Source organism: Blautia sp. TM10-2 (assembly GCF_003480845.1).
In the GTDB taxonomy this organism is placed as follows: Bacteria; Bacillota; Clostridia; order Lachnospirales; family Lachnospiraceae; genus Fusicatenibacter; species Fusicatenibacter saccharivorans.
On the sequence record NZ_QUJZ01000003.1, the window covers coordinates 19751 to 42725 of the forward strand.

Consider the following 22975-nt stretch of genomic DNA (forward strand, 5'->3'; position numbering starts at 1 on the left):
AATAGTGTGATAAAACAGAGAAAATCCGGTTTCGGGAGCAGAATTCGCCCGGAAACCGGATTTTTCTGCGGTTTTTGAAGAAAAACGGAGGATATAGGAAAAAATAAATTGTAAAAACAGGGAAAGAGTGATAGAATACAGCTATATGTTCAAATGCGCATGCTGTCCTATGCGGCGGTGTGAGAAAAAAGAACTTTGAACTTGAACATGCAGGAGGTTACCTATGAGTAAAAGATATGAGCCACAGGACATTGAAAAAAAGTGGCAGAAGATCTGGCAGGATGAAAAAGCCTTTGCCGCCACAGATGATTATACAAAACCGAAATACTACGCACTCGTTGAGTTTCCGTATCCGTCAGGACAGGGACTTCACGTAGGCCATCCGCGTCCGTACACTGCACTGGACATCGTAGCCAGAAAGCGCAGAATGCAGGGTTACAACGTTCTGTATCCGATGGGCTGGGATGCATTTGGTCTTCCAACGGAGAACTATGCGATCAAAAACCACATTCATCCGAAGATCGTTACCAAAAACAACGTACATCACTTCAAAGACCAGCTTCAGTCTCTTGGATATTCCTTCGACTGGGACAGAGAGATCAACACGACGGATCCGGAATACTATCACTGGACCCAGTGGATTTTCCTGAAACTTTTCAAAGCCGGACTGGCATATAAAAAAGAAATGCCGATCAACTGGTGTACTTCCTGTAAGGTAGGTCTTGCAAACGAGGAAGTTGTAAACGGCGTGTGCGAGCGCTGCGGAAGCCCGGTTGTCCGCAAAGTAAAGAGCGAGTGGATGCTGAAGATCACCGAGTATGCAGACAAGCTGATCGACGGTCTGGACGGCGTTGACTATATTGAGCGTGTCAAAACTTCCCAGAAAAACTGGATCGGACGTTCCCACGGAGCAGAGGTTGATTTCTCCCTGAAAGATAAACCGGAGAAGCTGACTATCTATACCACACGCCCGGATACCCTGTTCGGTGTTACGTACATGGTACTCTCCCCGGAGCATCCGTACATCGACCAGTACAAAGATGAGATCAAGAACTGGGATGAGGTCTGCGCATACCGTGAGATGGCAGCCAGAAAATCCGATTTCGAGCGTTCCGAGCTTGCAAAAGACAAGACCGGTGTCATGATCGACGGACTTTCCGCAGTCAACCCGGTTAATGGAAAAGAGATCCCGATCTGGATTTCCGATTATGTACTGATGAGCTACGGCACCGGCGCCATCATGGCAGTACCGGCACACGATGAGCGTGACTGGGAGTTCGCAAAGAAATTCAACATGCCGATCATCGAGGTTGTTGCAGGCGGCGACGTACAGAACGAAGTTTACACCGACGTTGCAGAGGGAACTCTTGTCAACTCCGGTTTCCTGAACGGACTTTCCGTTGCGGAAGCAAAAAAGAAAATTCTTGAGTGGCTCGAAGAGAACCACGTTGGAAAAGCAAAAACAAACTATAAGCTGCGTGACTGGGTATTCTCCCGTCAGCGTTACTGGGGTGAGCCGATTCCGATCGTACACTGCGACAAATGCGGTTACGTTCCGGTTCCGGAAGAATCCCTTCCGCTGGAGCTGCCGGATGTAGAGAGCTACATGCCGACCGATAACGGCGAGTCTCCGCTGGCTGCCATGACAGACTGGGTCAACACCACCTGCCCGTGCTGCGGAGGACCTGCAAAACGTGAGACCGATACCATGCCGCAGTGGGCTGGTTCTTCCTGGTATTACATCCGCTATACCGATCCGAAGAACAAAGAGGCTCTGGCAAGCAAAGAAGCTATGAAATACTGGCTGCCGGTTGACTGGTACAACGGAGGAATGGAGCACACCACCCTTCACCTTCTGTATTCCCGTTTCTGGCATAAATTCCTGTACGATCAGGGCGTAGTTACCTGCCCGGAACCGTATCAGAAACGTACTTCCCACGGAATGATCCTCGGCGAGAACGGCGAGAAGATGAGTAAATCCCGTGGAAACGTTGTCAACCCGGATGATATCGTAGCTGAGTTCGGTGCAGATACCCTGCGTACGTACGAGATGTTCATCGGTGCCTTCGACTTAAGTGCATCCTGGTCTCAGGAAGGCGTAAAAGGATGCCGTCGTTTCCTCGAGCGTGTATGGAAACTGCAGGACAGCCTGGTAGACGGAGATTCCTACTCCAAAGAGCTGGAGTCCAAAATGCACCAGACCATCAAGAAAGTATCCAGCGACTATGAGTCCCTGAAATACAACACAGCGATCGCAGCCATGATGACCCTGGTCAACGAGTTCTACAAAGCCGGAAAAGTAACGAGAAAAGAGTTCGAAACCCTTCTGATCCTGCTGAATCCGGTTGCACCGCATATGACCGAGGAACTGTGGGCAGACCTTGGATACGAAGGCCGTCTGTATCAGACCGCATGGCCGGAGTTTGACGAGGAGAAGACGGTAGAGGCAGTAGCCGAGATCGCTGTTCAGATCAACGGTAAAATGCGCGGAACGATCAAAATCGCCAAAGATGCAGATAAAGAGACCGCAATCGCCGCTGCAAAAGAGGCAGTTGCAGACAAACTGACCGGAAACATCGTAAAAGAAATTTACGTACCGGGAAGAATTGTGAATATCGTTCAGAAATAATAATTATGTAAGCTGAAGAAAGGAGGCTGATTCTTGGAAAAAGAGTCAGTCTCCTTTTGCATAAATATTGCTGTTTAGCAAGGAGGGATACAAAATGGATCTTAAAACAATCAGACAGGAAGCGCGTGCCGTCGCAGAGGAGCTGATTACGACGGCGCAGATGAAACCGGGACAGACTCTGGTAGTGGGATGTTCTTCGAGTGAAATTCACAACAGTAAGCTTGGAACGGATTCCAGCCAGGAGATCGGGCAGGCGGTGTTTGAGGCGCTGTATGCGTGTACGAAGGAGCATGGGCTGTATCTGGCGGCGCAGTGCTGTGAGCATCTGAACCGCGCGGTTGTTCTGGAGCGTGCGGCGGCAGAAAAATACGGTTACGAGCCGGTCTGCGCGGTACCGTGGCTGCATGGCGGCGGATCGTTTGCGATGGCGGCATACTATGGATTGGAGGACGCTGTCACCGTAGAGCGTGTGCAGGCGCATGCAGGTATTGATATCGGTGATGTGCTGATCGGCATGCAGCTGAAGGCAGTAGCCGTTCCGGTCCGGGTATCGCAGAAAACGATCGGAGATGCGCACGTTGTCTGCGCGCGGACAAGACCGAAATACATCGGCGGCGAGCGGACGCATTACGCGGAAGATCCGGAGATGAGAAAGTAAGAAACTGTGATTTGTAAATCAAAAAATGCCGTACAGGCGGAGGAAAAATTTCCAACGCTGTACGGCATTTTTGATGGTTGGTTTTACGTTTTATTTCGCTTTTCTCGCTTCCCGTTTTCGCAGGAAGAAAATTTTCTGCTTCCGGTAAAAAGAGGAAATGGAATCCACGAGGATGCTCAAATATCGCAGAACCGGCTCTGTTGCGACAGAGAATACGACCAGCAGCATGATACATTTTCTGGACATATCAGAAATGGCGAACAGTTGGTTCAGATAGGTACTGCAGAAAATGAAGGCAATAATCGAGCCGATCAGGATCGTCCAGCGCATCCAGTTGAGCGGCTTGCTGATCCGGTAGAGAATCATAAAACCGACAATGGCGAGCAGTACGGTGGAAGCGGTCGAAATATCTTCCGAGCCGACCGCAAATTCCTGGCCGAAGACGACGAGTGTTGCGACCATCAAAAAGTCGGTCAGCGCCGCAGGCAGGGCCCGTGTCAGAATGTTCGTGATAAAGTGGCCCGCGATCCGGTTTTTGTTCGGCATCAGCGAGAGCAGGAAGCCTGGAATACCGATCGTAAACATACTGATCAGCGAGATCTGGGACGGCTCCAGCGGATACGTCACCATCGAGATCAGTGAGAAGATGGACAGCAGGAACGAGAAAATGTTCTTTACCAGGAACAGCGTTCCCGAGCGCTGCAGGTTGTTGACAACGCGGCGGCCTTCCAGTACGACAGAAGGCATCTTCGAAAAGTCGTTGTCCAGCAGAACGAGCTGTGCAGCCTGTGCGGCAGCGTCACTTCCGGATGCCATCGCAACGGAGCAGTCGGCATCCTTTAATGCGAGCACATCGTTGACACCATCGCCGGTCATCGCAACGGTCTTGCCGTTTTTCTTTAAAGCCTGGACAAACTGGCGTTTTTGGTCTGGTGTGACACGGCCGAACACGGTGTATTTCAGGATTGCTTCTTCGAGCTCTTCCGGTGTCTTTAGAGTGGAAGCATCAATATAATCCTCTGCGTGTGCAATCCCTGCCTGGCGGGCAACCTCAGATACCGTTACCGGAGTATCACCGGAGATGACCTTGACATGGACACCCTGATCTTCGAAGTAGCGGAACGTTTCCGGTGCTTCTTTTCGGATCGGATTGGAGAGAAGCACGTAGCCAAGCGGCGTGACACGGCCGGAGAGTGCTTTTCCATTCGGTACAGTTTCGGATGTGCCGAAGACGAGGAGACGGAATCCCTTTGAGGTATACGCTTCAATTTCACTCTGATAGCGTGCAAAATCATCGCGGAGAACGAACTCCGGGGCACCGAGCACGTAGGAGACATCCGAAAATGTCACACTGGAATACTTGAATTCCGAGGAGAACGAAGTCATCGAAACGGCAGTTTTGCCGTTGCTGTCTTTAAAATATTCTTTCAGTGCCGCCATAGTAATGTTGTCGTTTGACATGGCAGATGCGAAATCACCGACCGCAAGGGAAAGCTCTTCTTTCTGCAGTGCGGGAGCATTTTTGCCGGATTCTGTATCAGGGACTGAACTGGAGCCGACCAGAATCAGATCATGTACTTTCATATTTGTCTCGGTGATGGTTCCCGTCTTATCGACACAGAGCACGTTGACGCGAGCCAGCGTCTCGATACATTTCATATCATGCACGAGAACCTTCTGCGAAGCCAGCCGCATAACGCTGACGGCAAGGGCAACGCTTGCAAGCAGGTAAAGACCTTCTGGGATCATGCCGAGCACGGCGGCCACCATCGAGGTAATGCTCTCACGGAACGTTTCGTGGGAGACGAAAAACTGCTGGCCGAAGAGCAGAAGACCGATCGGAATGATCAGAATGCCGACAACCTTTACCAGCTTGTTGAGGGAGCGGATCATCTCGGACTGTTCGCCCTCTTTCATGGCCTTTGCCTCGAGGGTCAGACGGGAAATGTAGGAATCTTCACCGACCTGGGTCAGACGGCTCTTGCAGCTTCCGGAGACGATAAAACTTCCGGACATCAGCTCGTCGCCCGGGCGCTTGGTAATCTCATCGGATTCACCGGTAAGCAGCGATTCGTTGACCTGTACCTCACCTTCAAGCACGACGGCATCAGCGCAGATCTGTTTTCCTGCGGTAAATACAACAATATCATCGAGTACGAGATCTTCCGCGGCGAGTGTTACCTCAGCCCCGTCACGGATCGCAGTAGCCTTCGGCGCGTTTAAAACAGACAGCTTTTCCAGCGTCTTTTTCGCCTTGATCTCCTGTACAATACCGATCAGCGTGTTCGCGATGATGACCGGCAGAAACGTAAGATCCCGGAACGAACCGGCAAGGATCAGAAAGATGGCAATAATCAGAAAAATCAGGTTGAAATACGTACAGACATTGCTCTTTACGATCTCGGCCGTTGTCTTGGACGGAGGTTCCACCGCACGGTTGGTCCAGCCGTTCTCGCGGTACTCGGCAACCTGCTCGGCGGAAAGGCCTTCGGAAGGGTCTGCCTCATAACGCGTCGTTGGAACACGGCGGTGAATGATTTCGGGAATTGTTTTGTTCATAACAGTTATATTCCTCTCCGGCCGTCCTGATAAAGAAGAGACAGCCTCACTGTGGTTTGTTTGAAAAAGATCACGTCTGGAATCTTTTTCCATACTAAGAAGTATACCATAGAGCATCGAAAAAGAAATGAAGGAAGTATTAAATTTTACGAAAAAAAGACTTTTCGCAAAGAGGAACAGATAGGAATGTGCGAAAAGTCTTTTGTATTCTGAATTTAGTCCTGTACTTCCTGAAGATTGCGGATGTTCGGCTCCGCCATCATGGAGTAATTGGTGTAATAAACAACGAAGCCCGGTTTGCTTCCGTTTGGTTTGCGCAGGTTTTTCTTTAAGGTGTAGTCGATTTCCACCTTCGGTGCCTGTCTGCCTTTCGAGTAATAGGCGGCGAGAGCAGCGGCCTCTTCGTAGACGGAATCCGGCAGCTCTTTACCGTTCGTCTTTACGATGACATGGCTGCCCGGCTGGCCTTTCGCGTGGAACCACCAGTCGTTGCCGGAGGCGAATTTAAACGAAAGTTCCTCGTTCTGGAAGTTGTTCTTGCCGACATAAATGTCAAAGCCCTCGGAAGAGCGGTAGTGGAACGGATGGGAGGTGATTTTCTGCTTTTTCCCTGTCGGTCCCTTGCGGCGGATGTAGCCGTACTCGATCAGCTCTTCTTTTAACTGCACCAGATCCGCCTCATCGAGCGCAATATCAAGCGCCGTGCTGATGGATTCGAGATGGTCGATTTCCTCTTTCGTCTCGACAAGAAGTTCCTCGAGTGCCTCACGGGTCCGCTTCAGCTTTCCGTAGCGGTCGAAGTATTTTTTTGCATTTTCGCCGGCAGAGAGCGTTCCGTCGAGTGGAATCGTGATTTCCTCGCCGTTATAGTAATTGACGGCGTTCAGCGAAGTATCGCCCGGCTGGCAGCTGTAGCCGTACGTATTTAAAAGCTCACCGTAAATCCGGTATTTTTCCCGCTTGTCGGTGTCTTTTAACTGTTTCTGCTGCAGGTCGTATTTTTTGACATTCCGTTCGAGTGCGGTATTGACGACACGGCGCAGATCGGAAGATTTCTGACGGATGCGGGTGATGCGGTTTTTCATGGCATAGTATGTTTCCAGTACACCGGAGATCGAATCGTATGTTTCCTCCCGCAAATCCTGATACTGCGTCAGTTTCAGTGCGGAAAATTCTTTCGGCTCATCGCCCTGGTATACGATGTTCGGCGTAAATGCGCCGTTTTTGATATCCTCAATCAGATAAGAGAAGGTGCGGAACAGATGAAGCTTCGCATTTTCTTCGAGTGCATTGACCGCAAATCCGCCGTCGATGCCGGCGCGGCAGCAGACTTCCTCCGCCATCAGCGGGCTGAAGCCGGTAAGGGAAGTGTAGATTGCCTTTGCGGCAGCCATCGGTTTCGTGCAGACGAAATCGAAAAATTCTTCTTCTGTGATCGTGAGCGGATCTTTCTTATCCTGCGTGTGCGGAATGAACCAGGTGCGGCCCGGAAGAACCTCACGGACAGAACTCATGTTGGCGGAAATATGTTTGATACTGTCAAGGATCGTATTGTCCTCCTGACAGAAGATCAGGTTGCTGTGTTTTCCCATGATCTCCACAATCAGCTTCTTGCGGCAGATATCGCCGAGTTCGTTCAAATGCTCGAGCTCAAAAATAAGAATACGCTCGAGTCCCGGCTGGGTAACGGAGAGAATGCGGGCGCTGCCGATGTGTTTGCGGAGCAGCATACAGAAATTCGGTGCGGTCATCGGGCCGGGCTTATTGTTGTCCGTCAGGTAGATCAGCGGAAGCGAAGCACTTGCCGAGAGGAGAAGACGGTAAACGGTACGGTTGTTTTTTATTGTAATCATCAGCTCGTCGTTTTCCGGCTGTGCGATCTTGTTGATCTTTCCGCCGACGATGGTCTGATTCAGTTCCTGTGCAATATTTGCAATGGTAATTCCATCAAAAGCCATAGAAAATATCTCCTTTGTTTGAAATTCTGGTATTTTCATTATAATACAGAAAAAAAGATTTGACTAGGCTTTCTGAATGAATTATAATAAATCTGTATGGGTAGATGTATTTTCTGAAAAAGACTTCAGAAGGTACAGGAAAGGACGGATTGTGGCAAAACTGATCAACATCGGATTCGGCAATGTCGTAAATTCGGATAAAATAATAGCAGTGGTGAGTCCCGAGGCGGCACCCGTCAAGCGTATGGTGCAGCGTGCAAAGGAAAGCAACCGCATCATCGATGCGACGCAGGGAAGACGCACGAAAGCAGTGCTCATCACCGGAGAAGAATTTATCATCCTTTCGGCTTTGCAGCCGGAAACGATCAGCCGCAGATTCAACGGCGGCTGGGAAACAGAAAAAGAGCGAGGGGAATCTGAAAATGAGTAGAGGAATACTTACTGTAGTATCCGGTTTTTCCGGAGCAGGAAAAGGAACACTGATGAAACGCCTGATGGAGGAGTACGACAACTATGCGCTGTCCATCTCCGTCACCACAAGAGACCCGCGTCCGGGCGAGGAAGACGGCGTATCGTACTTTTTCCGTACAGAAGAAGAGTTTGACCGCATGGTAGAAGAGGATGCCTTCCTCGAGTATGCGCGTTACGTAAAACATTCCTACGGAACGCCGAAGGCATACGTAGAGGAGCAGCTGGATGCCGGAAAAGATGTTCTGCTTGAGATTGAAATCCAGGGAGCACTTCAGGTCAAGGAAAAACGTCCGGACACCCTTCTTGTGTTCATCACACCGCCGACCGCCGAGGAGCTGGAACGACGCCTCCGGGGACGCGGAACGGAAACAGAAGAAGTCATCAAAGGCAGAATGGAGCGTGCAAAAGAGGAAGCACAGGGCATGGACCAGTACGATTATGTCCTGATCAACGACGACCTCGAAACCTGCGTAAAACAGATGCATGAGACCATTCAGAGCCAGCATTTCATGAGCAGCAACCAGAAAGACTTTATCGAACAGATGAAAAAAAGTCTGGAAAAATAGAAAGGAGCATTTATTATGATTCATCCATCTTATCAGGAACTGATTGCAACTATTAACGAGGGCCAGGATCTGGACGAGGCACCGGTTGTCAGCAGCCGTTACTCTCTGGTACTTGCAACAAGCAAACGTGCAAGACAGATCATCGGCGGAGCTGAACCGCTTGTAAAAGTGAAAAAAGGCATGAAACCGCTTTCCATCGCCGTAGAGGAGATGTACAAAGGAGAGGTTACAATCCTTCCGGAATCTGAAGTTGAAGCGGAAGAGGAAACAAAAGAGGAGCCAGTAATTGAATAATATGAAAATTCTGTTTATTTCCCTTGGATGCGATAAAAACCTGGTAGATTCCGAGCATATGCTGGGTCTTCTGGTAGAGCATGGCTTCGAGATCACCGATTCCGAGGAAGATGCAGAGGTTATCGTGATAAACACATGCTGCTTTATCCACGACGCCAAAGAAGAAAGCATTCAAAATATTCTTGAAATGGCGAAGTACCGTACAGCGGGAAGCTGTAAGGTTCTTCTGGTAACGGGCTGTATGGCAGAGCGCTACCGCGATGAAATCATTGAGGAGATTCCGGAGGTTGACGCCGTACTTGGAACGAACAGCTATGACAAAATCCTGGATGCCATTCAGGATGTCCTCGGCGGCGACCGCTTCCAGGAGTATGCCGATCTGAAAGGACTGCCGAAAATTGACGCACAGCGCGTTGTAACGACAGGCGGCCATTACGAATATCTGAAAATTGCAGAGGGCTGTGACAAGCACTGTACCTACTGCATCATTCCGAAGCTGCGCGGACCGTACCGCTCCGTTCCGATGGAGGAACTGATAGCAGAAGCGAAGACGATGGCAGAACAGGGTGTCAAAGAGCTCGTTCTCGTTGCGCAGGAGACAACCATTTATGGTATCGATCTGTACGGAAAGCCGTCTCTCCACCTTCTGTTAAAAGAGCTCTGCAAAATTCAGGAGCTCTACTGGATTCGGATTCTGTACTGCTATCCGGAGGACATCTATCCGGAACTCGTTCAGACGATGAAGGAAGAGCCGAAAGTCTGTCACTACCTGGATCTGCCGATTCAGCATGCCAACGATGAGATCCTGCGCCGCATGGGTCGCAGAACATCCAAACAGGAGCTGATCGACAAAATTGATTTCCTGAGAAGCGAGATGCCGGATATCACACTGCGCACCACGCTGATCACAGGATTCCCGGGAGAGACAAAAGAGCAGCACAAAGAACTCCTCGAGTTTATCAACGACATGGAGTTCGACCGTCTCGGCGTATTCACCTACTCTCCGGAGGAGGGAACACCGGCTGCTGCGATGGAGCATCAGATCGACGAGGAGGTAAAACTGGACCGTCAGGCAGAACTGATGGAGCTGCAGCAGGATATCTCTGCAGAACTCGGCGAGCGCAGGATCGGCCAGGAGCTTCTTGTTATGATCGAGGGCAAAGTGGCGGATGAGGATGCCTATGTGGGCAGAAGCCAGGCGGACGCACCGGGTGTAGACGGCTATGTATTTGTCAATACACCGGAAACACTCGTATCCGGCGACTTCGTAAGAGTGAAAATTACCGGTGCTCTGGAATATGATCTGATAGGAGAGATAAGCCAATGAATTTACCAAACAAATTAACGATTCTGCGGGTAATTATGATTCCGTTTTTCGTGTTCTTCCTGCTGTCTGGCGTGGGCGGAAGCGCGTCCAAATGGATTGCACTGGTAATCTTTGCCGCTGCCAGCATCACGGATACTCTGGACGGCTACATTGCAAGACGTGACAATCTGATTACCGATTTCGGAAAGTTTATGGATCCGCTGGCAGATAAGCTGCTGGTATGCTCTGCACTGATCTGCTTTGTAGAGCTGGACAAGCTTCCGGCGTGGATGGTTATTATTATCATCGCAAGAGAATTTATCATCAGCGGTTTCCGCCTGGTTGCTTCGGACAATGGAATTGTCATCGCAGCAAGCTGGTGGGGAAAATCGAAAACAATCAGCCAGATGATTATGATCATTCTTCTGATCGCCGACATTCCGGCACTTTCCGTGCTGAATACCGTGCTGATCTGGGTTGCATTGATTCTGACCGTTGTTTCTCTGATTGATTACCTGGTAAAAAATAAAAACGTGCTTTCCATGCAGAACTAGGCAGGAAAAAGCACAGAATAAAAACGCTGACCGGTTTGGGATTCCAGACCGGCAGCGTTTTTTGGTTTGTAGTTTTTCAGCGTTTTTTCCCGGAAGCAGCGGAGCGGAAGAGGCGTACCATCTGGTCAATTTTTGCCGCTTCCTGTTTGGATTTTCCGGCTTTGATGGCAGAGATGATCAGGTCCGCCTCGGAGGCGGAAAACTGTGCGCCGCCCTGATTTCCCTGCATCAGGGAGAGAAGAAACGGCATCATTTCCGCCTGGGATTTTCCGCGGCTCTGAGAGGCCATCTGCTGCAGTGCCTGAAGCCGGGCGAAGTCAATTCCGGAAAGAGAGGGGTCCTGCGACCAGTCGTTTTGCTTATCATCTGAACTCATAGCAGATCCTCCTCATTTCCGGGATTTATATTCTGAAGCATCTGGACCATCTGCATGGTCTGAAACATCTGGGAGAGAAGATCCCGCTGCGGACCGGCGGCAAAACGGGAAATATCCTGCAGCATCTCAAGCGGAGAGACGTGCGGGGCATCAACAGACATCATGGAAAGGTCGGCCGGACGGGAAAAAAGCTGAATGGTCCGCTGGAGCTCGAGCCATTTGCTCAAAATCGCAAGGGAGGGCTGCAGGCCGAAGGAGGCGTAGGGAATGGCAGCCTTCAGCATCTGAAGCTGATCCTGTGCGATCATCTGGTCCAGCGGTGTCATCTGTTCCACATTTTGTTCCTGTTCCTGATTCAAATTAAGATCCTTCCTGGCAGCATTCCTGCATTTGTCTTTTTATTTCTCTTTATCTTATGTTCCAGGCCGGAAAAAATGACAGAAGGCGGGAAAAAACATATGATAAGAGGAAGAAAGAAAAAGGAGACCGCCGGAAAATGGATGGAAAAGAAACAGCAAAAAGAAAACAGGTACTCGAAGGGAATGCCTTTTATGAAATAGATCTGGAATGTATGAGAAAAAAAGAAAAAAGAGAAGAGATGGAAAAGCGGGAAAGAGAAGCACGGAAACCGAAACGGTTTCGCTGAAAGAGAATTCTGGTGAAAAAAAGCCCCGGGGCGGTTGATCCGCACCCGGGGCTTTTTCTGCCCGAACATCTGGGAGGACTGAAAAAAGGTCAGCAGCCGCATCCACAGTTATTGCTGTTGCCGCATCCACAGCCGTTGTTGTTCCATCCGCCGCAGCAGAACAGAAGAATCAGAACGAGCCAGCAGTCGGAATTGCAGCCATTGTTGTTGTTTCCGCATCCACATCCGCCGCAGCAGGAGAGGAGAAGCAGAATCCAGATAATACTGCAGCCATTGTTTCCGAACAGGTTGTTGTTGGAAACACCGCATCCATTATCGCAGCCACAGCCGTTGTCACATCCGCATCCACAGTTTGTAGCAGCTAAATCACTCATGTTTGTTCCTCCAAAGGAATCATTTTGCTTACAATTCATGATATGAAAAACTGCCGGGCGGGGTTACTCTTAAAGAGAAAAATTCAAAGACCCTACAGACTGCGTCCCTGAAAATCAAAAAGCTCTTTCACCGGAATGTCAAGTGCATCAGCGATATCGAACAGAAGATTCAACGAAATAGAGGTTTTTGTATTTGGCGCTTCGATGTTGCTCATATGGGTACGACTGATATGTACCGCCTCGGCAAGTTCGGCCTGCGTCATTCCTTTTGCTCTTCGGTAGTAGGCAATCGTAAGTCCAAGAAGGCGAAGATCGTTCAAGCGTTCGTAATTCATAGTCAGGAATCCCCCTTTTAGTTTTATAAATATAATGATAATACGTAATGATACAACGGAAAACAATCAAAAACAAGGCACTTGCACATTAAAAGTTTGCATCAACAAACGGATATACCATAGAAGCAAACCTGTGAGCGGGAAAATCAGTTTGTCATAAGGCTTGTGAAGCTTTGATATAACTGTAATCGGCCATATCCCCATTCTCTGCTCGGATACGTAATAGTATCAGTTCGGTCTGCACCGCGGATCAGGTAGTTTTTTACCTCCTGTGCCGTGAAATAGCGGGCGGGAGTGCGCTGGATGCCCCATTGCAGAAAAAGAGCAGCGGCGCCGGATGTAATGGCGGCGGACGCACTCGAACCGCTGAAGCTTACATAGGAGCCGGCCGGTCCCGGTCCGGTAACGGAGACGCCGGGAGCGGCAAAGTCGGGCTTGATTTCACCAAGCCGGGTAAAGCCGCGGCCGGATTCCGGGGAAAAACTGTTGTTTGCTGCCTGATACGTGGAGGGAGAAAGAACAGGAACCGTGGCAGAAGGTGTCGTCAGTGTCGTGTACGGATCCGGTTCCAGAAATGTCACATCGGAGGTGGAAAATCCGGTGATCGGGAGCCAGATGTGGAAATCCGGCGGCGATGGAAAAGCGCGGTAAACCTGAAGCGTCCAGATACCGGGGGTCGGATCCAGCATGCGGATCAGAATGAGCTGGCTGCCGGTCGTGGCCTGGACCACTTCGTAGTTGACGTAGATCACGGTGCGCTCCAGAACGAAGGTGATCCGCTGTTCCTGATTCAAAGAGACGGGAATCCGCGGAATCGTCTCGCCGCCGGGAGAGCGGAAACCGACAGAAAAAAGCTGTGGAGCCTGTCCCCAGAGTTCCAGGGTGAAACCGCGGTTTCCTTCAGAAACGAGAAACTCTACATTTTTCGGGGTGTAAGTTTCGGATACAGAGCCATAATAATGGTGTGCTGCATTTCCTTCGTTGCCGGTCGCGCAGACGGGGATCACACCAGGCGTGTTGCCGTAGCGCGCCAAGGTCAGAGAAACGGGGAGCGTGCCGGAGTGGCTGCCCTGATTCGTCCCGAGTGCCAGACAGAGGACGAGCGGTTTTCCTTCCGCAGCTGCGGTTTCATTCAGAAAGTGCATGGCGGAGAGCAGGTCATCTTCCTCGAAGACGGGAGCATTGGAGGACACAAGATAAAAATCTTTCAGATTCTGTTTGGCGGGTTTTAATTTAACAACGGCAAAATCTGCCTCCGGTGCGGCGCCGAGAAATCCGGCGGAGGCATCCGGAGTACCGCCGGCCACGCCTGCGACATACGTGCCGTGCCCGTCGGGATCGGTGACGGGAACAAGGGAGAGTGGATTGCCGCTTTCAAGTGCCGCGTCGAGATTGGACTTGGTATAGAGACTGCCGTAAGGAAACTGCGCCGGCGGCGTTCCCGTCCGGTCCGTCTGATCCCAGACGGCGAGAATCCGGCTCTGTCCGTTGGCATGCAGAAATGCGGGGTGGCGGTAATCAATGCCGGTGTCCAGAAAACCGAAGATTACATTTTTGCCTGTATATCCGCCACCGTAGAGATTCTGCGTCTGGACAATCCCGGAGACTTCCAGTGAGAGCGTGGAGAGCGGCGTAAAAAGTTTTGGAAGCCCGGTAAAGGGAACTGCGCCGAAGAGATTTTCCGGCAGCAGACTCCGCTCGAGAAAGAGAACGGAATACTGTGGGTTCAGCGTAAGAAGAGCACTTGACTCCGGAAACAGCATCTGGTACCGCTCGGACTGTGCCACGTAATTCTGGATCAGAATGTTGATGTAATCGTTGGAATAAATGATGTCTGTAAGATCCATAAAGAGATCCTTTGTTTTTGATGCTATTGTATGCAAACATTACGTCAAAGTATGCATGAAACAAAAAAGCCCCCCTTACCTGACGCAGTGTCTGCGCGGTAAAGGGGACGAAATAGAATCAGCTTTCGAGAAGAGCGCTGATATCCTGTTTCGGTACTTCCATTGGGTAATGGCTGTCGAAGCATGCACGGCAGATCGGCAGATCGCCGACCATGTTCTGGAGTTCATCGATCGGCATGTAGCCAAGAGAGTCGGCTCCGATCTGCTGACGGATCTCCTCCGTGGAGTGAGAGCTTGCGATCAGCTGTTTGTTCGAAGGAACATCGGTGCCGAAATAGCACGGATACAGGAACGGCGGAGAGCTGATACGGACATGGACTTCGGTCGCGCCGGCTTTGCGAAGCATCGTGATCAGGTTGGAAATCGTTGTTCCACGGACAATGGAGTCGTCGACGAGCACGATCCGTTTTCCTTTTACAACAGATTCGAGAACGCTCAGCTTGATTTTGACGCTGGATTCCCGTTCCTTCTGGGTCGGCTTGATGAAGGTACGGCCGACATAGCTGTTTTTGTGGAACGCAAGACCGAACGGGATGCCGGATTCTTCGGAATAGCCCTTTGCGGAGGCAAGTCCGGAGTCCGGGACACCACAGACGAGGTCTGCATCAACCGGGTAGGTCTTTGCGAGAGTTGCACCGCCGCGGATTCTGGCTTCGTAGACACTGATATTGTCTATTTTGCTGTCGAGGCGGGCAAAATAAATATATTCAAAAATACAATGCGCTTTTTTTACGTCAACCGGCATAAATTCGGATTTCAGATTTCCGGTTTTGTCAAACGTTACAATTTCTCCCGGAGCGACATCGCGGACGAATTCGGCGCCGATCGAAGTGAGGGCGCAGCTTTCCGAGGCGAGAACCCAGGCGTTGTCCCGCTTTCCGATGCAGAGCGGTTTTAAGCCATATGGGTCGCGCACGCCGATGAGTTTTCTCGGGCTCATGATGACAAGGGCATAGGCGCCGCGGATTTCTTTTACCGTGCGTAGAATCGCTTCTTCTACCGTTTTGGAATGAACGCGTTCCCGCGCAATACCGTAGGCGATGATTTCAGAGTCAATCGAAGTGTGAAAAATTGCGCCGGTGTTTTCCATCTGCTCGCGCAGTTCCATAGCGTTGACCAGATTTCCGTTGTGCGCAAGGGCGAGGGAGCCTTTCAGATAATTCAGAACGAGCGGCTGTGCATTCTCTACGGTAGTGGAACCGGTGGTAGAGTACCGGACATGGCCGATGCCGATATTGCCGGACAGCTCTTCTAATTTGGATTCTTTGAAAACTTCGTTGACAAGGCCAAGGCCTTTGTAGGATTTCACATGGCCCTTTGGACCGCTGGTGTCAGAGACGGCAATTCCGCAGGACTCCTGTCCTCTGTGCTGCAGGGCGGAAAGGCCATAGTAGATCGAAGGACTGACGTCGGCACCATCCAGATCGTAAATGCCGAAAACACCACATTCCTCCCGGAGACCGGTATCATAACAATTGTTTGACGATGGCTGCATAGGTATTCTCCTTTTTTCAGTTGTAGACCTGCATGTTTTAAAAACATTGATTATCATACTCATTTTTGCGGATGATGTCAAGAAAATCGTGATATGTATAAAATATGGTGCAGAAATTTAGGATTTCGTGGAAAATGTCGAAAATAATAAAAAATAGTAAAAAAAAGTTGCAGGAAATTCGAGATGTGTTATAATCGTTTTTGATTTTGAATGAAAGCCCCGGACAGCAGCTATGGATGAGCCATGCTTGCATGAGCGAATTCATAGATATTGGCCGGGCAAGACGACATGAGTAAGTAGGGCGATAGCCCGGATTACGAATGTTGTCAGCAGTTACGGGAGCGACGCAGGCGCGGAGTAACTGGCTTTCATCATAGAGATGTCGCCGGCAGGCGACATTTCCTTTTAGAGAAACTTGTGACGGAAAAGAAAATATCAGAAGAGAAAAGCAGGAGGAAATCAATATGGCAGTAAAATATGTCTTTGTGACAGGCGGAGTAGTCTCTGGCCTTGGAAAGGGAATCACGGCGGCGTCCCTTGGACGGCTTTTAAAAGCCCGAGGATACAAAGTGACGATGCAGAAATTTGACCCGTACATCAACGTTGACCCGGGTACGATGAACCCGATTCAGCACGGCGAGGTTTTCGTTACCGATGACGGCACAGAGACAGACCTCGATCTCGGCCACTACGAGCGTTTCATCGACGAGAGCCTGGATAAAAATTCCAACGTGACGACCGGAAAAGTATACTGGTCTGTTCTGCAGAAAGAACGCCACGGTGATTTCGGCGGAGGCACCGTACAGGTCATTCCGCACATTACAAACGAAATCAAGAGCCGTTTCTACCGCGGAAAAGAAGTAGACGAGGAGCGTATTGCCATCATTGAGGTCGGCGGAACCGTCGGCGATATCGAGAGCCAGCCGTTTTTGGAGGCAATCCGCCAGTTCCAGCATGACGTCGGACACGAGAACGCCATTCTGATCCACGTTACCCTGATTCCATATCTGAAAGCTTCCGGTGAAATGAAAACAAAACCGACGCAGGCGAGCGTAAAAGAGCTGCAGGGAATCGGTATTCAGCCGGATGTCATCGTATGTCGGTCCGAGCATCCGCTGACCACTGAGATCAAAGATAAAATTGCTCTGTTCTGCAACGTTCCGTCAAGCCATGTTCTGCAGAACCTGGACGTGGAGTATCTGTATGAAGCTCCGCTTGCCATGGAGAAAGAGAACCTGGCGCAGGTTGTCTGCGAGAGCCTTCACCTTCCATGCCCGGAACCGGATCTGTCCGACTGGACCCATATGGTAGAAGCACTCCGCCATCCGAACAAAGAGGTGACGATTGCGCTCGTCGGAAAGTATATCCAGCTGCATGATGCATACCTGAGCGTTGTTGAGGCATTAAAACACGGCGGAATTGCAAGCCATGCAAACGTACACCTGAAATGGGTGGATTCCGAGCTGGTAACCGAGGAGAACGTGGCAGAGTATCTGAGCGATGTGGACGGTGTTCTGGTACCGGGCGGATTCGGAAACCGCGGTATCGAAGGCATGATCACAGCGATTCGATATGCAAGAGAGAACAAGATTCCGTTCCTCGGCCTCTGCCTCGGCATGCAGCTGACGATTGTTGAATATGCAAGAAACGTTCTCGGTTACCACGACGCACACAGCATCGAGATGAACCCGAACACCATGCACCCGGTGATCGCACTGATGCCGGATCAGGATGGAATCGAGGATATCGGCGGTACGTTACGTCTCGGCGCATATCCATGCGTCCTGGCAGACGGATCGAAGGCACAGGAGCTGTACGGTGAGAAAGAGATTTCCGAGCGTCACCGCCACCGCTATGAAGTAAACAACGATTTCCGGAAAGCACTGACCGAAAACGGCATGGTTCTCTCCGGTGTTTCTCCGGACGGAAGAATCGTTGAGATGGTAGAACTTTCAGATCATCCGTTCTACATCGCAACGCAGGCACATCCGGAGTTCAAATCCCGTCCGAACCGTCCGCATCCGCTGTTCCGCGGCCTGATTGCAGCAGCAGCCGAGTACCATGCAGCGAAATAATGGATCGAAAGTGTAGAAAATTATGTAAAATGCAGCAATAACCTAAGAAAGTAAAGAAAAATTGTAAAAAATTATATAAAAATTAAATTTGCTCTTTACAGGATGAAAAAAATAGAGTATAGTAAGGGCAATCCAAAAAGAACGGCGGGGAATGAAATGTTCCCCTCCATTCTTTTCTGGAAAACAAAAGAGAACCGAAAATAAGAAAAGGTAAAGGAAGGGAAGCCGTATGACACAGAGTAAAGAGCGTGTCATGGGAGAAGAAGGGCTGTACCGTTCTTCCTTTGAACACGACAACTGCGGTATCGGAGCAGTCGTGAACATCAAAGGTGAAAAATCCCATGCGACCGTAGAAAACGCATTAAAAATCGTAGAAAATCTTGAACATAGAGCCGGCAAAGACGCCGAGGGTAAAACAGGAGACGGAGTAGGAATCTTGTTGCAGATATCGCACAAATTCTTTTCCAAAGCCTGTTTGACCCTCGGTTTTTCATTAGGCGGAGAACGGGAATACGGCGTCGGCGTATTCTTCTTCCCACAAAATGAGCTGAAACGGAACCAGGCAAAAAAGATGTTTGAGATCATCGTGGAAAAAGAGGGACTGGAACTCCTTGGATGGAGAACCGTGCCGACCGTTCCGGAAGTTCTCGGCCATAAGGCAAGAGAGTGTATGCCTTACATCATGCAGGCATTCATCAAAAAACCGGAGGATGTGGAAAAGGGAATCGCTTTCGACCGTCGTCTGTACGTCGTACGCCGTGTTTTCGAACAGAGCAACGACAACACCTATGTGCCATCCCTTTCCAGCCGTACCATCGTATACAAAGGTATGTTCCTCGTAGGACAGCTCCGCACTTTCTTCCGTGATCTGCAGGATACAGATTATGAATCTGCCATCGCCATGGTGCATTCACGGTTCAGTACAAACACCAACCCGAGCTGGGAAAGAGCACATCCGAACCGTTTCATCGTACACAACGGTGAGATCAACACCATCCGCGGAAATGCTGACAAGATGCTGGCCCGTGAGGAGACGATGTCTTCCCCGATGCTGCAGGATGAACTTCATAAAGTGCTGCCGGTTGTCAACACACAGGGTTCTGACTCCGCGATGCTCGACAATACACTCGAGTTCCTGACCATGAGCGGTATGGATCTTCCGCTGGCTGTCATGATCACGATCCCGGAGCCATGGGCAAACAACGATACGATTTCCCAGGAGAAACGTGATTTCTATCAGTATTATGCAACGATGATGGAGCCGTGGGACGGACCGGCATCGATCCTGTTCTCCGACGGAGATGTGATGGGAGCAGTGCTTGACCGCAACGGTCTTCGTCCTTCCCGTTACTACATCACTAACGATGGATTTCTGATCCTCTCCTCTGAGGTCGGTGTTCTGGAAGTTCCGGAAGAAAAAATCGTCTTAAAAGAGCGTCTCCATCCGGGCAAGATGCTTCTCGTCAACACCGTACAGGGAAAAGTCTTAAACGATGAGGAAGTCAAAGAATATTACGCAAAGAAACAGCCGTACGGCGAATGGCTCGACAGTTATCTGGTACAGTTAAAGGATATCAAAATCCCGAATCTGCCGGTCGAAGAGTACACGAAAGAAGAGCGGATGCGCCTGCAGAAAGCGTTCGGCTACACCTACGAGGAGTACCGTTCCTCCATCGGAAAGATGGCATTAAACGGTGTCGAGGCAACCGCTTCGATGGGTATCGATACCCCGCTTGCCGTTCTCTCCCATGAGCATCAGCCGCTGTTCAACTATTTCAAACAGCTCTTCGCACAGGTAACGAACCCGCCGATCGACTGCATCCGTGAGGAGATCGTAACTTCCACAAGCGTTTACGTCGGACGTGACGGAAACCTGCTTGAGGAGGAGCCGAAGAACTGCCAGGTATTAAAGATCAACAATCCGATCCTGACCAATACCGATATGCTGAAGATCAAGAACATGAAAGTCGAAGGCTTCAAGGCAGTGACCGTTCCGATCACCTACTACAAGAGCGCACCGCTTGACCGTGCGATGGACCGCCTTTTCGTCGAGGTTGACCGTGCACACCGGGCAGGAGCCAACATCCTGATTCTCTCTGACCGCGGTGTCGATGAGAACCATGTGGCGATTCCATCCCTCCTGGCTGTATCTGCGGTTCATCAGCATCTGGTAAAAACGAAAAAGAGAACTTCTCTTGCGATTATTCTGGAGTCCGGCGAGCCGCGCGAGGTGCACCATTTCGCAACACTGCTCGGCTACGGTGCCTGCGCAATCAACCCGTATCTGGCACTCGACACGATCCATGAGCTGATCGAAGAGGGTATGATCAAGAAAGATTACTACGCAGCCGTTGAAGATTACAACCACGCAGTCATCTCTGGTATCGTAAAAATCGCAGCGAAGATGGGTATCTCCACGATCCAGTCGTATCAGGGTTCCCAGATCTTCGAGGCCATCGGTATCTCAGCAGATGTCATCGACAAATACTTCACCGGTACGGTCAGCCGTGTCGGCGGTATTACCTTGGAAGACATTGCAAAAGATGTCGATGAGCGTCATTCCCAGGCATTCGATCCGCTGGAGCTGTCTACCGATCTGACACTGGACAGTATCGGCCGTCATAAATCGAGAAGCCAGGGCGAGGAGCACCGCTACAATCCGCGCACCATTCATACACTGCAGGAGTCCACAAGACGCGGCGACTACAAGATGTTCAAAGAGTACACAGCAATGGTCGACAGCGAGGAGAGCGGCTATCTGCGGAGCCTGATGGACTTCGATTATCCGGAGCAGGGCGTTCCGCTCGAAGAAGTTGAGAGCGTAGATTCTATCGTAAAACGATTCAAAACAGGTGCGATGTCCTACGGTTCTATTTCCCAGGAGGCACATGAGACACTGGCAATTGCCATGAACCGTCTGCATGGAAAATCCAACACTGGTGAGGGCGGTGAGAGTGATGACCGTCTCGAATCCCCGGAGAGATGCTCCGCGATCAAACAGGTAGCATCGGGAAGATTCGGCGTTACCAGCAAATACCTTGTCAGTGCAAAAGAGATCCAGATCAAGATGGCCCAGGGTGCAAAACCGGGCGAGGGCGGCCACTTACCGGCCGGAAAGGTTTACCCGTGGATTGCAAAAACACGTCACTCCACACCGGGTGTATCCCTGATTTCCCCGCCGCCGCACCACGACATCTACTCCATCGAGGACCTTGCACAGCTGATTTATGACCTGAAAAACTCGAATGTGAATGCAAGAATCTCCGTTAAACTGGTATCCGAAGCAGGTGTTGGTACTGTCGCAGCAGGTGTTGCAAAAGCCGGAGCACAGGTTATCCTGATTTCCGGATATGATGGAGGAACGGGAGCAGCACCGAGAAGTTCCATCCACAATGCAGGACTTCCATGGGAGTTAGGCCTTGCCGAGACCCATCAGACGCTGATCAAAAACGGCCTCCGCAACCGTGTCATGATCGAGACTGATGGTAAGCTGATGAGCGGCCGTGACGTTGTGATTGCAGCACTCCTTGGCGCCGAGGAATTCGGTTTTGCGACCGCACCGCTTGTAACGATGGGATGCGTTATGATGCGTGTCTGCAACCTCGATACCTGCCCGATGGGTATTGCAACCCAGAACCCGGAGCTGCGCAAACGTTTCCGCGGCAAACCGGAGTACGTCATCAACTTCATGCACTTCATCGCAGAAGAGATGCGGGAATACATGGCAAAACTTGGCTTCCGCACCGTTGACGAGATGGTCGGCCGTTCCGACCTCTTAAAGAGAAATGATAAAGTGACGAACGAGCACGCAGACCGCGTAGACTTAAGCCAGATCCTGAACAATCCGTTTGCAAAAGCAGGCGAGAAGGTAACGTTCGATCCGAAAGATGTTTACGACTTCAAACTTGGCGCAACCCTGGATGAGAAGGTACTCTTAAAGAAATTCGGTCCGGCAATGGATAAGAAAGAGAAGAAGACCGTCAAAGTCGAGATCACCAACACCGATCGTACCGTGGGAACGATTCTTGGTGCCGAGATCACCAGAAAATTCGGCACCTCTCTGGAGCCGGATACGTACACCGTACAGTGCAAGGGTGCCGGCGGACAGAGCTTCGGAGCATTTATTCCAAAAGGACTGACCCTGGAACTTGAGGGCGATTCGAACGATTACTTCGGAAAAGGCCTCTCCGGCGGAAAACTGGTTGTCTACCCGCCGAAAGCAAGAAAGTATAAACCGGAAGAAAACATCATCGTCGGAAACGTTGCCCTCTACGGCGCAACGAGCGGTGAGGCGTACATCAACGGTATCGCAGGAGAGCGTTTCTGTGTCAGAAACTCCGGTGCTTACGCCGTTGTCGAGGGTGTCGGTGAGCATGGATGCGAGTATATGACCGGCGGCCGTGTCGTTGTCCTCGGCGCAACCGGAAAGAACTTTGCAGCCGGCATGAGCGGCGGTATCGCTTATGTCCTGGATGAAAAGAGCAACCTGTACCGCAATTTGAACAAGGAAATGATTTCGATTGAACTGGTAGAAAGCAAATACGATATTGCAGAGCTGAAAAACATGATTGAAAAACACGTCGCACACACCGGCTCTGAAAAAGGTAAAGAAATTCTCACACACTTTGACGAATATCTGCCGAAATTCAAGAAGATCATTCCGAATGACTATAAGCGCATGATGATGCTGAGTGCCCAGATGGAAGACAAGGGCCTTAGCAGCGAACAGGCACAGATTGAAGCATTTTACGAAAGCATGCGTAAGTAGGAGG

At 50.5% G+C, this 22975-nt stretch carries 18 protein-coding genes; 10 read left to right on the plus strand and 8 right to left on the minus strand.

Annotated features, from left to right (window positions below):
• The first annotated feature begins 223 nt into the window (after positions 1-223).
• Both leuS and DXD92_RS03535 read left to right on the plus strand, forming a co-directional pair.
• Positions 224-2629: a leucine--tRNA ligase gene (gene leuS / locus DXD92_RS03530; RefSeq protein WP_022461418.1), complete on the plus strand. Its 2406-nt coding sequence runs from the start codon at positions 224-226 to the stop codon at positions 2627-2629.
• Between the two features lie 94 nt (positions 2630-2723).
• Positions 2724-3287 carry a TIGR01440 family protein gene (locus tag DXD92_RS03535; RefSeq protein ID WP_117761562.1) on the plus strand — a complete coding sequence of 188 codons (564 nt, stop codon included), beginning with the start codon at positions 2724-2726 and terminating at the stop codon, positions 3285-3287.
• A 90-nt stretch (positions 3288-3377) separates the two neighbouring features.
• On the opposite strand, the gene DXD92_RS03540 is transcribed toward DXD92_RS03535, so the two are convergent.
• Both DXD92_RS03540 and DXD92_RS03545 read right to left on the minus strand, forming a co-directional pair.
• A complete protein-coding gene (locus DXD92_RS03540; protein WP_118594498.1) occupies positions 3378-5846 on the minus strand; it encodes a cation-translocating P-type ATPase in 2469 nt (822 codons plus the stop codon).
• Between the two features lie 215 nt (positions 5847-6061).
• Entirely contained in the window at positions 6062-7804 is a 1743-nt protein-coding gene (locus DXD92_RS03545) for an Rqc2 family fibronectin-binding protein (protein WP_117761560.1), read from the minus strand.
• 151 nt (positions 7805-7955) lie between these two features.
• On the opposite strand from DXD92_RS03545, the gene DXD92_RS03550 reads away from it, so the two are divergent.
• Genes DXD92_RS03550 through pgsA form a run of 5 tightly spaced genes read left to right on the plus strand, consistent with a single transcriptional unit; the run spans position 7956 to position 10995 of the window.
• Positions 7956-8234, plus strand: a complete 279-nt coding sequence (locus tag DXD92_RS03550) for a DUF370 domain-containing protein (protein ID WP_055218332.1) — start codon at positions 7956-7958, stop codon at positions 8232-8234.
• Entirely contained in the window at positions 8227-8841 is a 615-nt protein-coding gene (gene gmk / locus DXD92_RS03555; RefSeq protein ID WP_022461423.1) for a guanylate kinase, read from the plus strand. The genes DXD92_RS03550 and gmk overlap by 8 nt, the downstream gene beginning before the upstream one ends.
• A gap of 15 nt (positions 8842-8856) precedes the next feature.
• Complete coding sequence (gene rpoZ / locus DXD92_RS03560; protein WP_022461424.1) at positions 8857-9135, plus strand: DNA-directed RNA polymerase subunit omega; 279 nt, start codon at positions 8857-8859, stop codon at positions 9133-9135.
• 1 nt (position 9136) lies between these two features.
• Positions 9137-10462 (plus strand): 30S ribosomal protein S12 methylthiotransferase RimO, encoded by a 1326-nt coding sequence (rimO, locus tag DXD92_RS03565; RefSeq protein ID WP_055217739.1) that lies wholly within the window; start codon positions 9137-9139, stop codon positions 10460-10462.
• On the plus strand, positions 10459-10995 hold the full coding sequence (gene pgsA / locus DXD92_RS03570; RefSeq protein ID WP_055228244.1) for a CDP-diacylglycerol--glycerol-3-phosphate 3-phosphatidyltransferase: 537 nt from the start codon (positions 10459-10461) through the stop codon (positions 10993-10995). Before rimO ends, pgsA begins: the two co-directional genes overlap by 4 nt.
• 76 nt (positions 10996-11071) lie before the next feature.
• Here pgsA and DXD92_RS03575 read toward each other — a convergent pair whose 3' ends face one another.
• Both DXD92_RS03575 and DXD92_RS03580 read right to left on the minus strand, forming a co-directional pair.
• Positions 11072-11371, minus strand: a complete 300-nt coding sequence (locus DXD92_RS03575) for a hypothetical protein (protein WP_022461427.1) — start codon at positions 11369-11371, stop codon at positions 11072-11074.
• The gene (locus DXD92_RS03580; RefSeq protein ID WP_055217741.1) at positions 11368-11730 is read right to left on the minus strand and encodes a hypothetical protein; all 363 of its coding nucleotides are present in this window, start codon (positions 11728-11730) and stop codon (positions 11368-11370) included. Before DXD92_RS03580 ends, DXD92_RS03575 begins: the two co-directional genes overlap by 4 nt.
• A 137-nt stretch (positions 11731-11867) precedes the next feature.
• Between DXD92_RS03580 and DXD92_RS18680 the strand changes: the two genes are divergently transcribed.
• Positions 11868-12017: a hypothetical protein gene (locus DXD92_RS18680; protein ID WP_172680771.1), complete on the plus strand. Its 150-nt coding sequence runs from the start codon at positions 11868-11870 to the stop codon at positions 12015-12017.
• Positions 12018-12106: 89 nt separating this feature from the next.
• Here DXD92_RS18680 and DXD92_RS03590 read toward each other — a convergent pair whose 3' ends face one another.
• From DXD92_RS03590 to purF, 4 genes are all read right to left on the minus strand, one after another.
• Entirely contained in the window at positions 12107-12391 is a 285-nt protein-coding gene (locus DXD92_RS03590) for a hypothetical protein (RefSeq protein ID WP_055228247.1), read from the minus strand.
• Between the two features lie 92 nt (positions 12392-12483).
• On the minus strand, positions 12484-12726 hold the full coding sequence (locus DXD92_RS03595) for a helix-turn-helix transcriptional regulator (RefSeq protein WP_118640093.1): 243 nt from the start codon (positions 12724-12726) through the stop codon (positions 12484-12486).
• Positions 12727-12872: 146 nt separating this feature from the next.
• The gene (locus tag DXD92_RS03600) at positions 12873-14573 is read right to left on the minus strand and encodes a S8 family peptidase (RefSeq protein WP_118640094.1); all 1701 of its coding nucleotides are present in this window, start codon (positions 14571-14573) and stop codon (positions 12873-12875) included.
• Positions 14574-14691: 118 nt separating this feature from the next.
• Positions 14692-16128, minus strand: coding sequence for an amidophosphoribosyltransferase (purF, locus tag DXD92_RS03605; RefSeq protein ID WP_118640095.1), 1437 nt, complete (start codon positions 16126-16128; stop codon positions 14692-14694).
• Positions 16129-16592: 464 nt separating this feature from the next.
• On the opposite strand from purF, the gene DXD92_RS03610 reads away from it, so the two are divergent.
• Complete coding sequence (locus DXD92_RS03610) at positions 16593-18203, plus strand: CTP synthase (RefSeq protein WP_022462358.1); 1611 nt, start codon at positions 16593-16595, stop codon at positions 18201-18203.
• 229 nt (positions 18204-18432) lie between these two features.
• Positions 18433-22971: a glutamate synthase large subunit gene (gltB, locus tag DXD92_RS03615; protein WP_118594494.1), complete on the plus strand. Its 4539-nt coding sequence runs from the start codon at positions 18433-18435 to the stop codon at positions 22969-22971.
• The last annotated feature ends 4 nt before the right edge of the window (positions 22972-22975 follow it).

Excerpts from the sequence above, each read along its gene's own strand:
- leuS (WP_022461418.1), top strand. The coding sequence starts at position 224 with ATGAGTAAAAGATATGAGCCACAGGACATTGAAAAAAAGTGGCAGAAG.
- DXD92_RS03535 (WP_117761562.1), top strand. The coding sequence starts at position 2,724 with ATGGATCTTAAAACAATCAGACAGGAAGCGCGTGCCGTCGCAGAGGAG.
- DXD92_RS03540 (WP_118594498.1), bottom strand. The coding sequence starts at position 5,846 with ATGAACAAAACAATTCCCGAAATCATTCACCGCCGTGTTCCAACGACG.
- DXD92_RS03545 (WP_117761560.1), bottom strand. The coding sequence starts at position 7,804 with ATGGCTTTTGATGGAATTACCATTGCAAATATTGCACAGGAACTGAAT.
- gmk (WP_022461423.1), top strand. The coding sequence starts at position 8,227 with ATGAGTAGAGGAATACTTACTGTAGTATCCGGTTTTTCCGGAGCAGGA.
- rpoZ (WP_022461424.1), top strand. The coding sequence starts at position 8,857 with ATGATTCATCCATCTTATCAGGAACTGATTGCAACTATTAACGAGGGC.
- rimO (WP_055217739.1), top strand. The coding sequence starts at position 9,137 with ATGAAAATTCTGTTTATTTCCCTTGGATGCGATAAAAACCTGGTAGAT.
- pgsA (WP_055228244.1), top strand. The coding sequence starts at position 10,459 with ATGAATTTACCAAACAAATTAACGATTCTGCGGGTAATTATGATTCCG.
- DXD92_RS03575 (WP_022461427.1), bottom strand. The coding sequence starts at position 11,371 with ATGAGTTCAGATGATAAGCAAAACGACTGGTCGCAGGACCCCTCTCTT.
- DXD92_RS18680 (WP_172680771.1), top strand. The coding sequence starts at position 11,868 with ATGGATGGAAAAGAAACAGCAAAAAGAAAACAGGTACTCGAAGGGAAT.
- DXD92_RS03590 (WP_055228247.1), bottom strand. The coding sequence starts at position 12,391 with ATGAGTGATTTAGCTGCTACAAACTGTGGATGCGGATGTGACAACGGC.
- DXD92_RS03595 (WP_118640093.1), bottom strand. The coding sequence starts at position 12,726 with ATGAATTACGAACGCTTGAACGATCTTCGCCTTCTTGGACTTACGATT.
- DXD92_RS03600 (WP_118640094.1), bottom strand. The coding sequence starts at position 14,573 with ATGGATCTTACAGACATCATTTATTCCAACGATTACATCAACATTCTG.
- purF (WP_118640095.1), bottom strand. The coding sequence starts at position 16,128 with ATGCAGCCATCGTCAAACAATTGTTATGATACCGGTCTCCGGGAGGAA.
- DXD92_RS03610 (WP_022462358.1), top strand. The coding sequence starts at position 16,593 with ATGGCAGTAAAATATGTCTTTGTGACAGGCGGAGTAGTCTCTGGCCTT.
- gltB (WP_118594494.1), top strand. The coding sequence starts at position 18,433 with ATGACACAGAGTAAAGAGCGTGTCATGGGAGAAGAAGGGCTGTACCGT.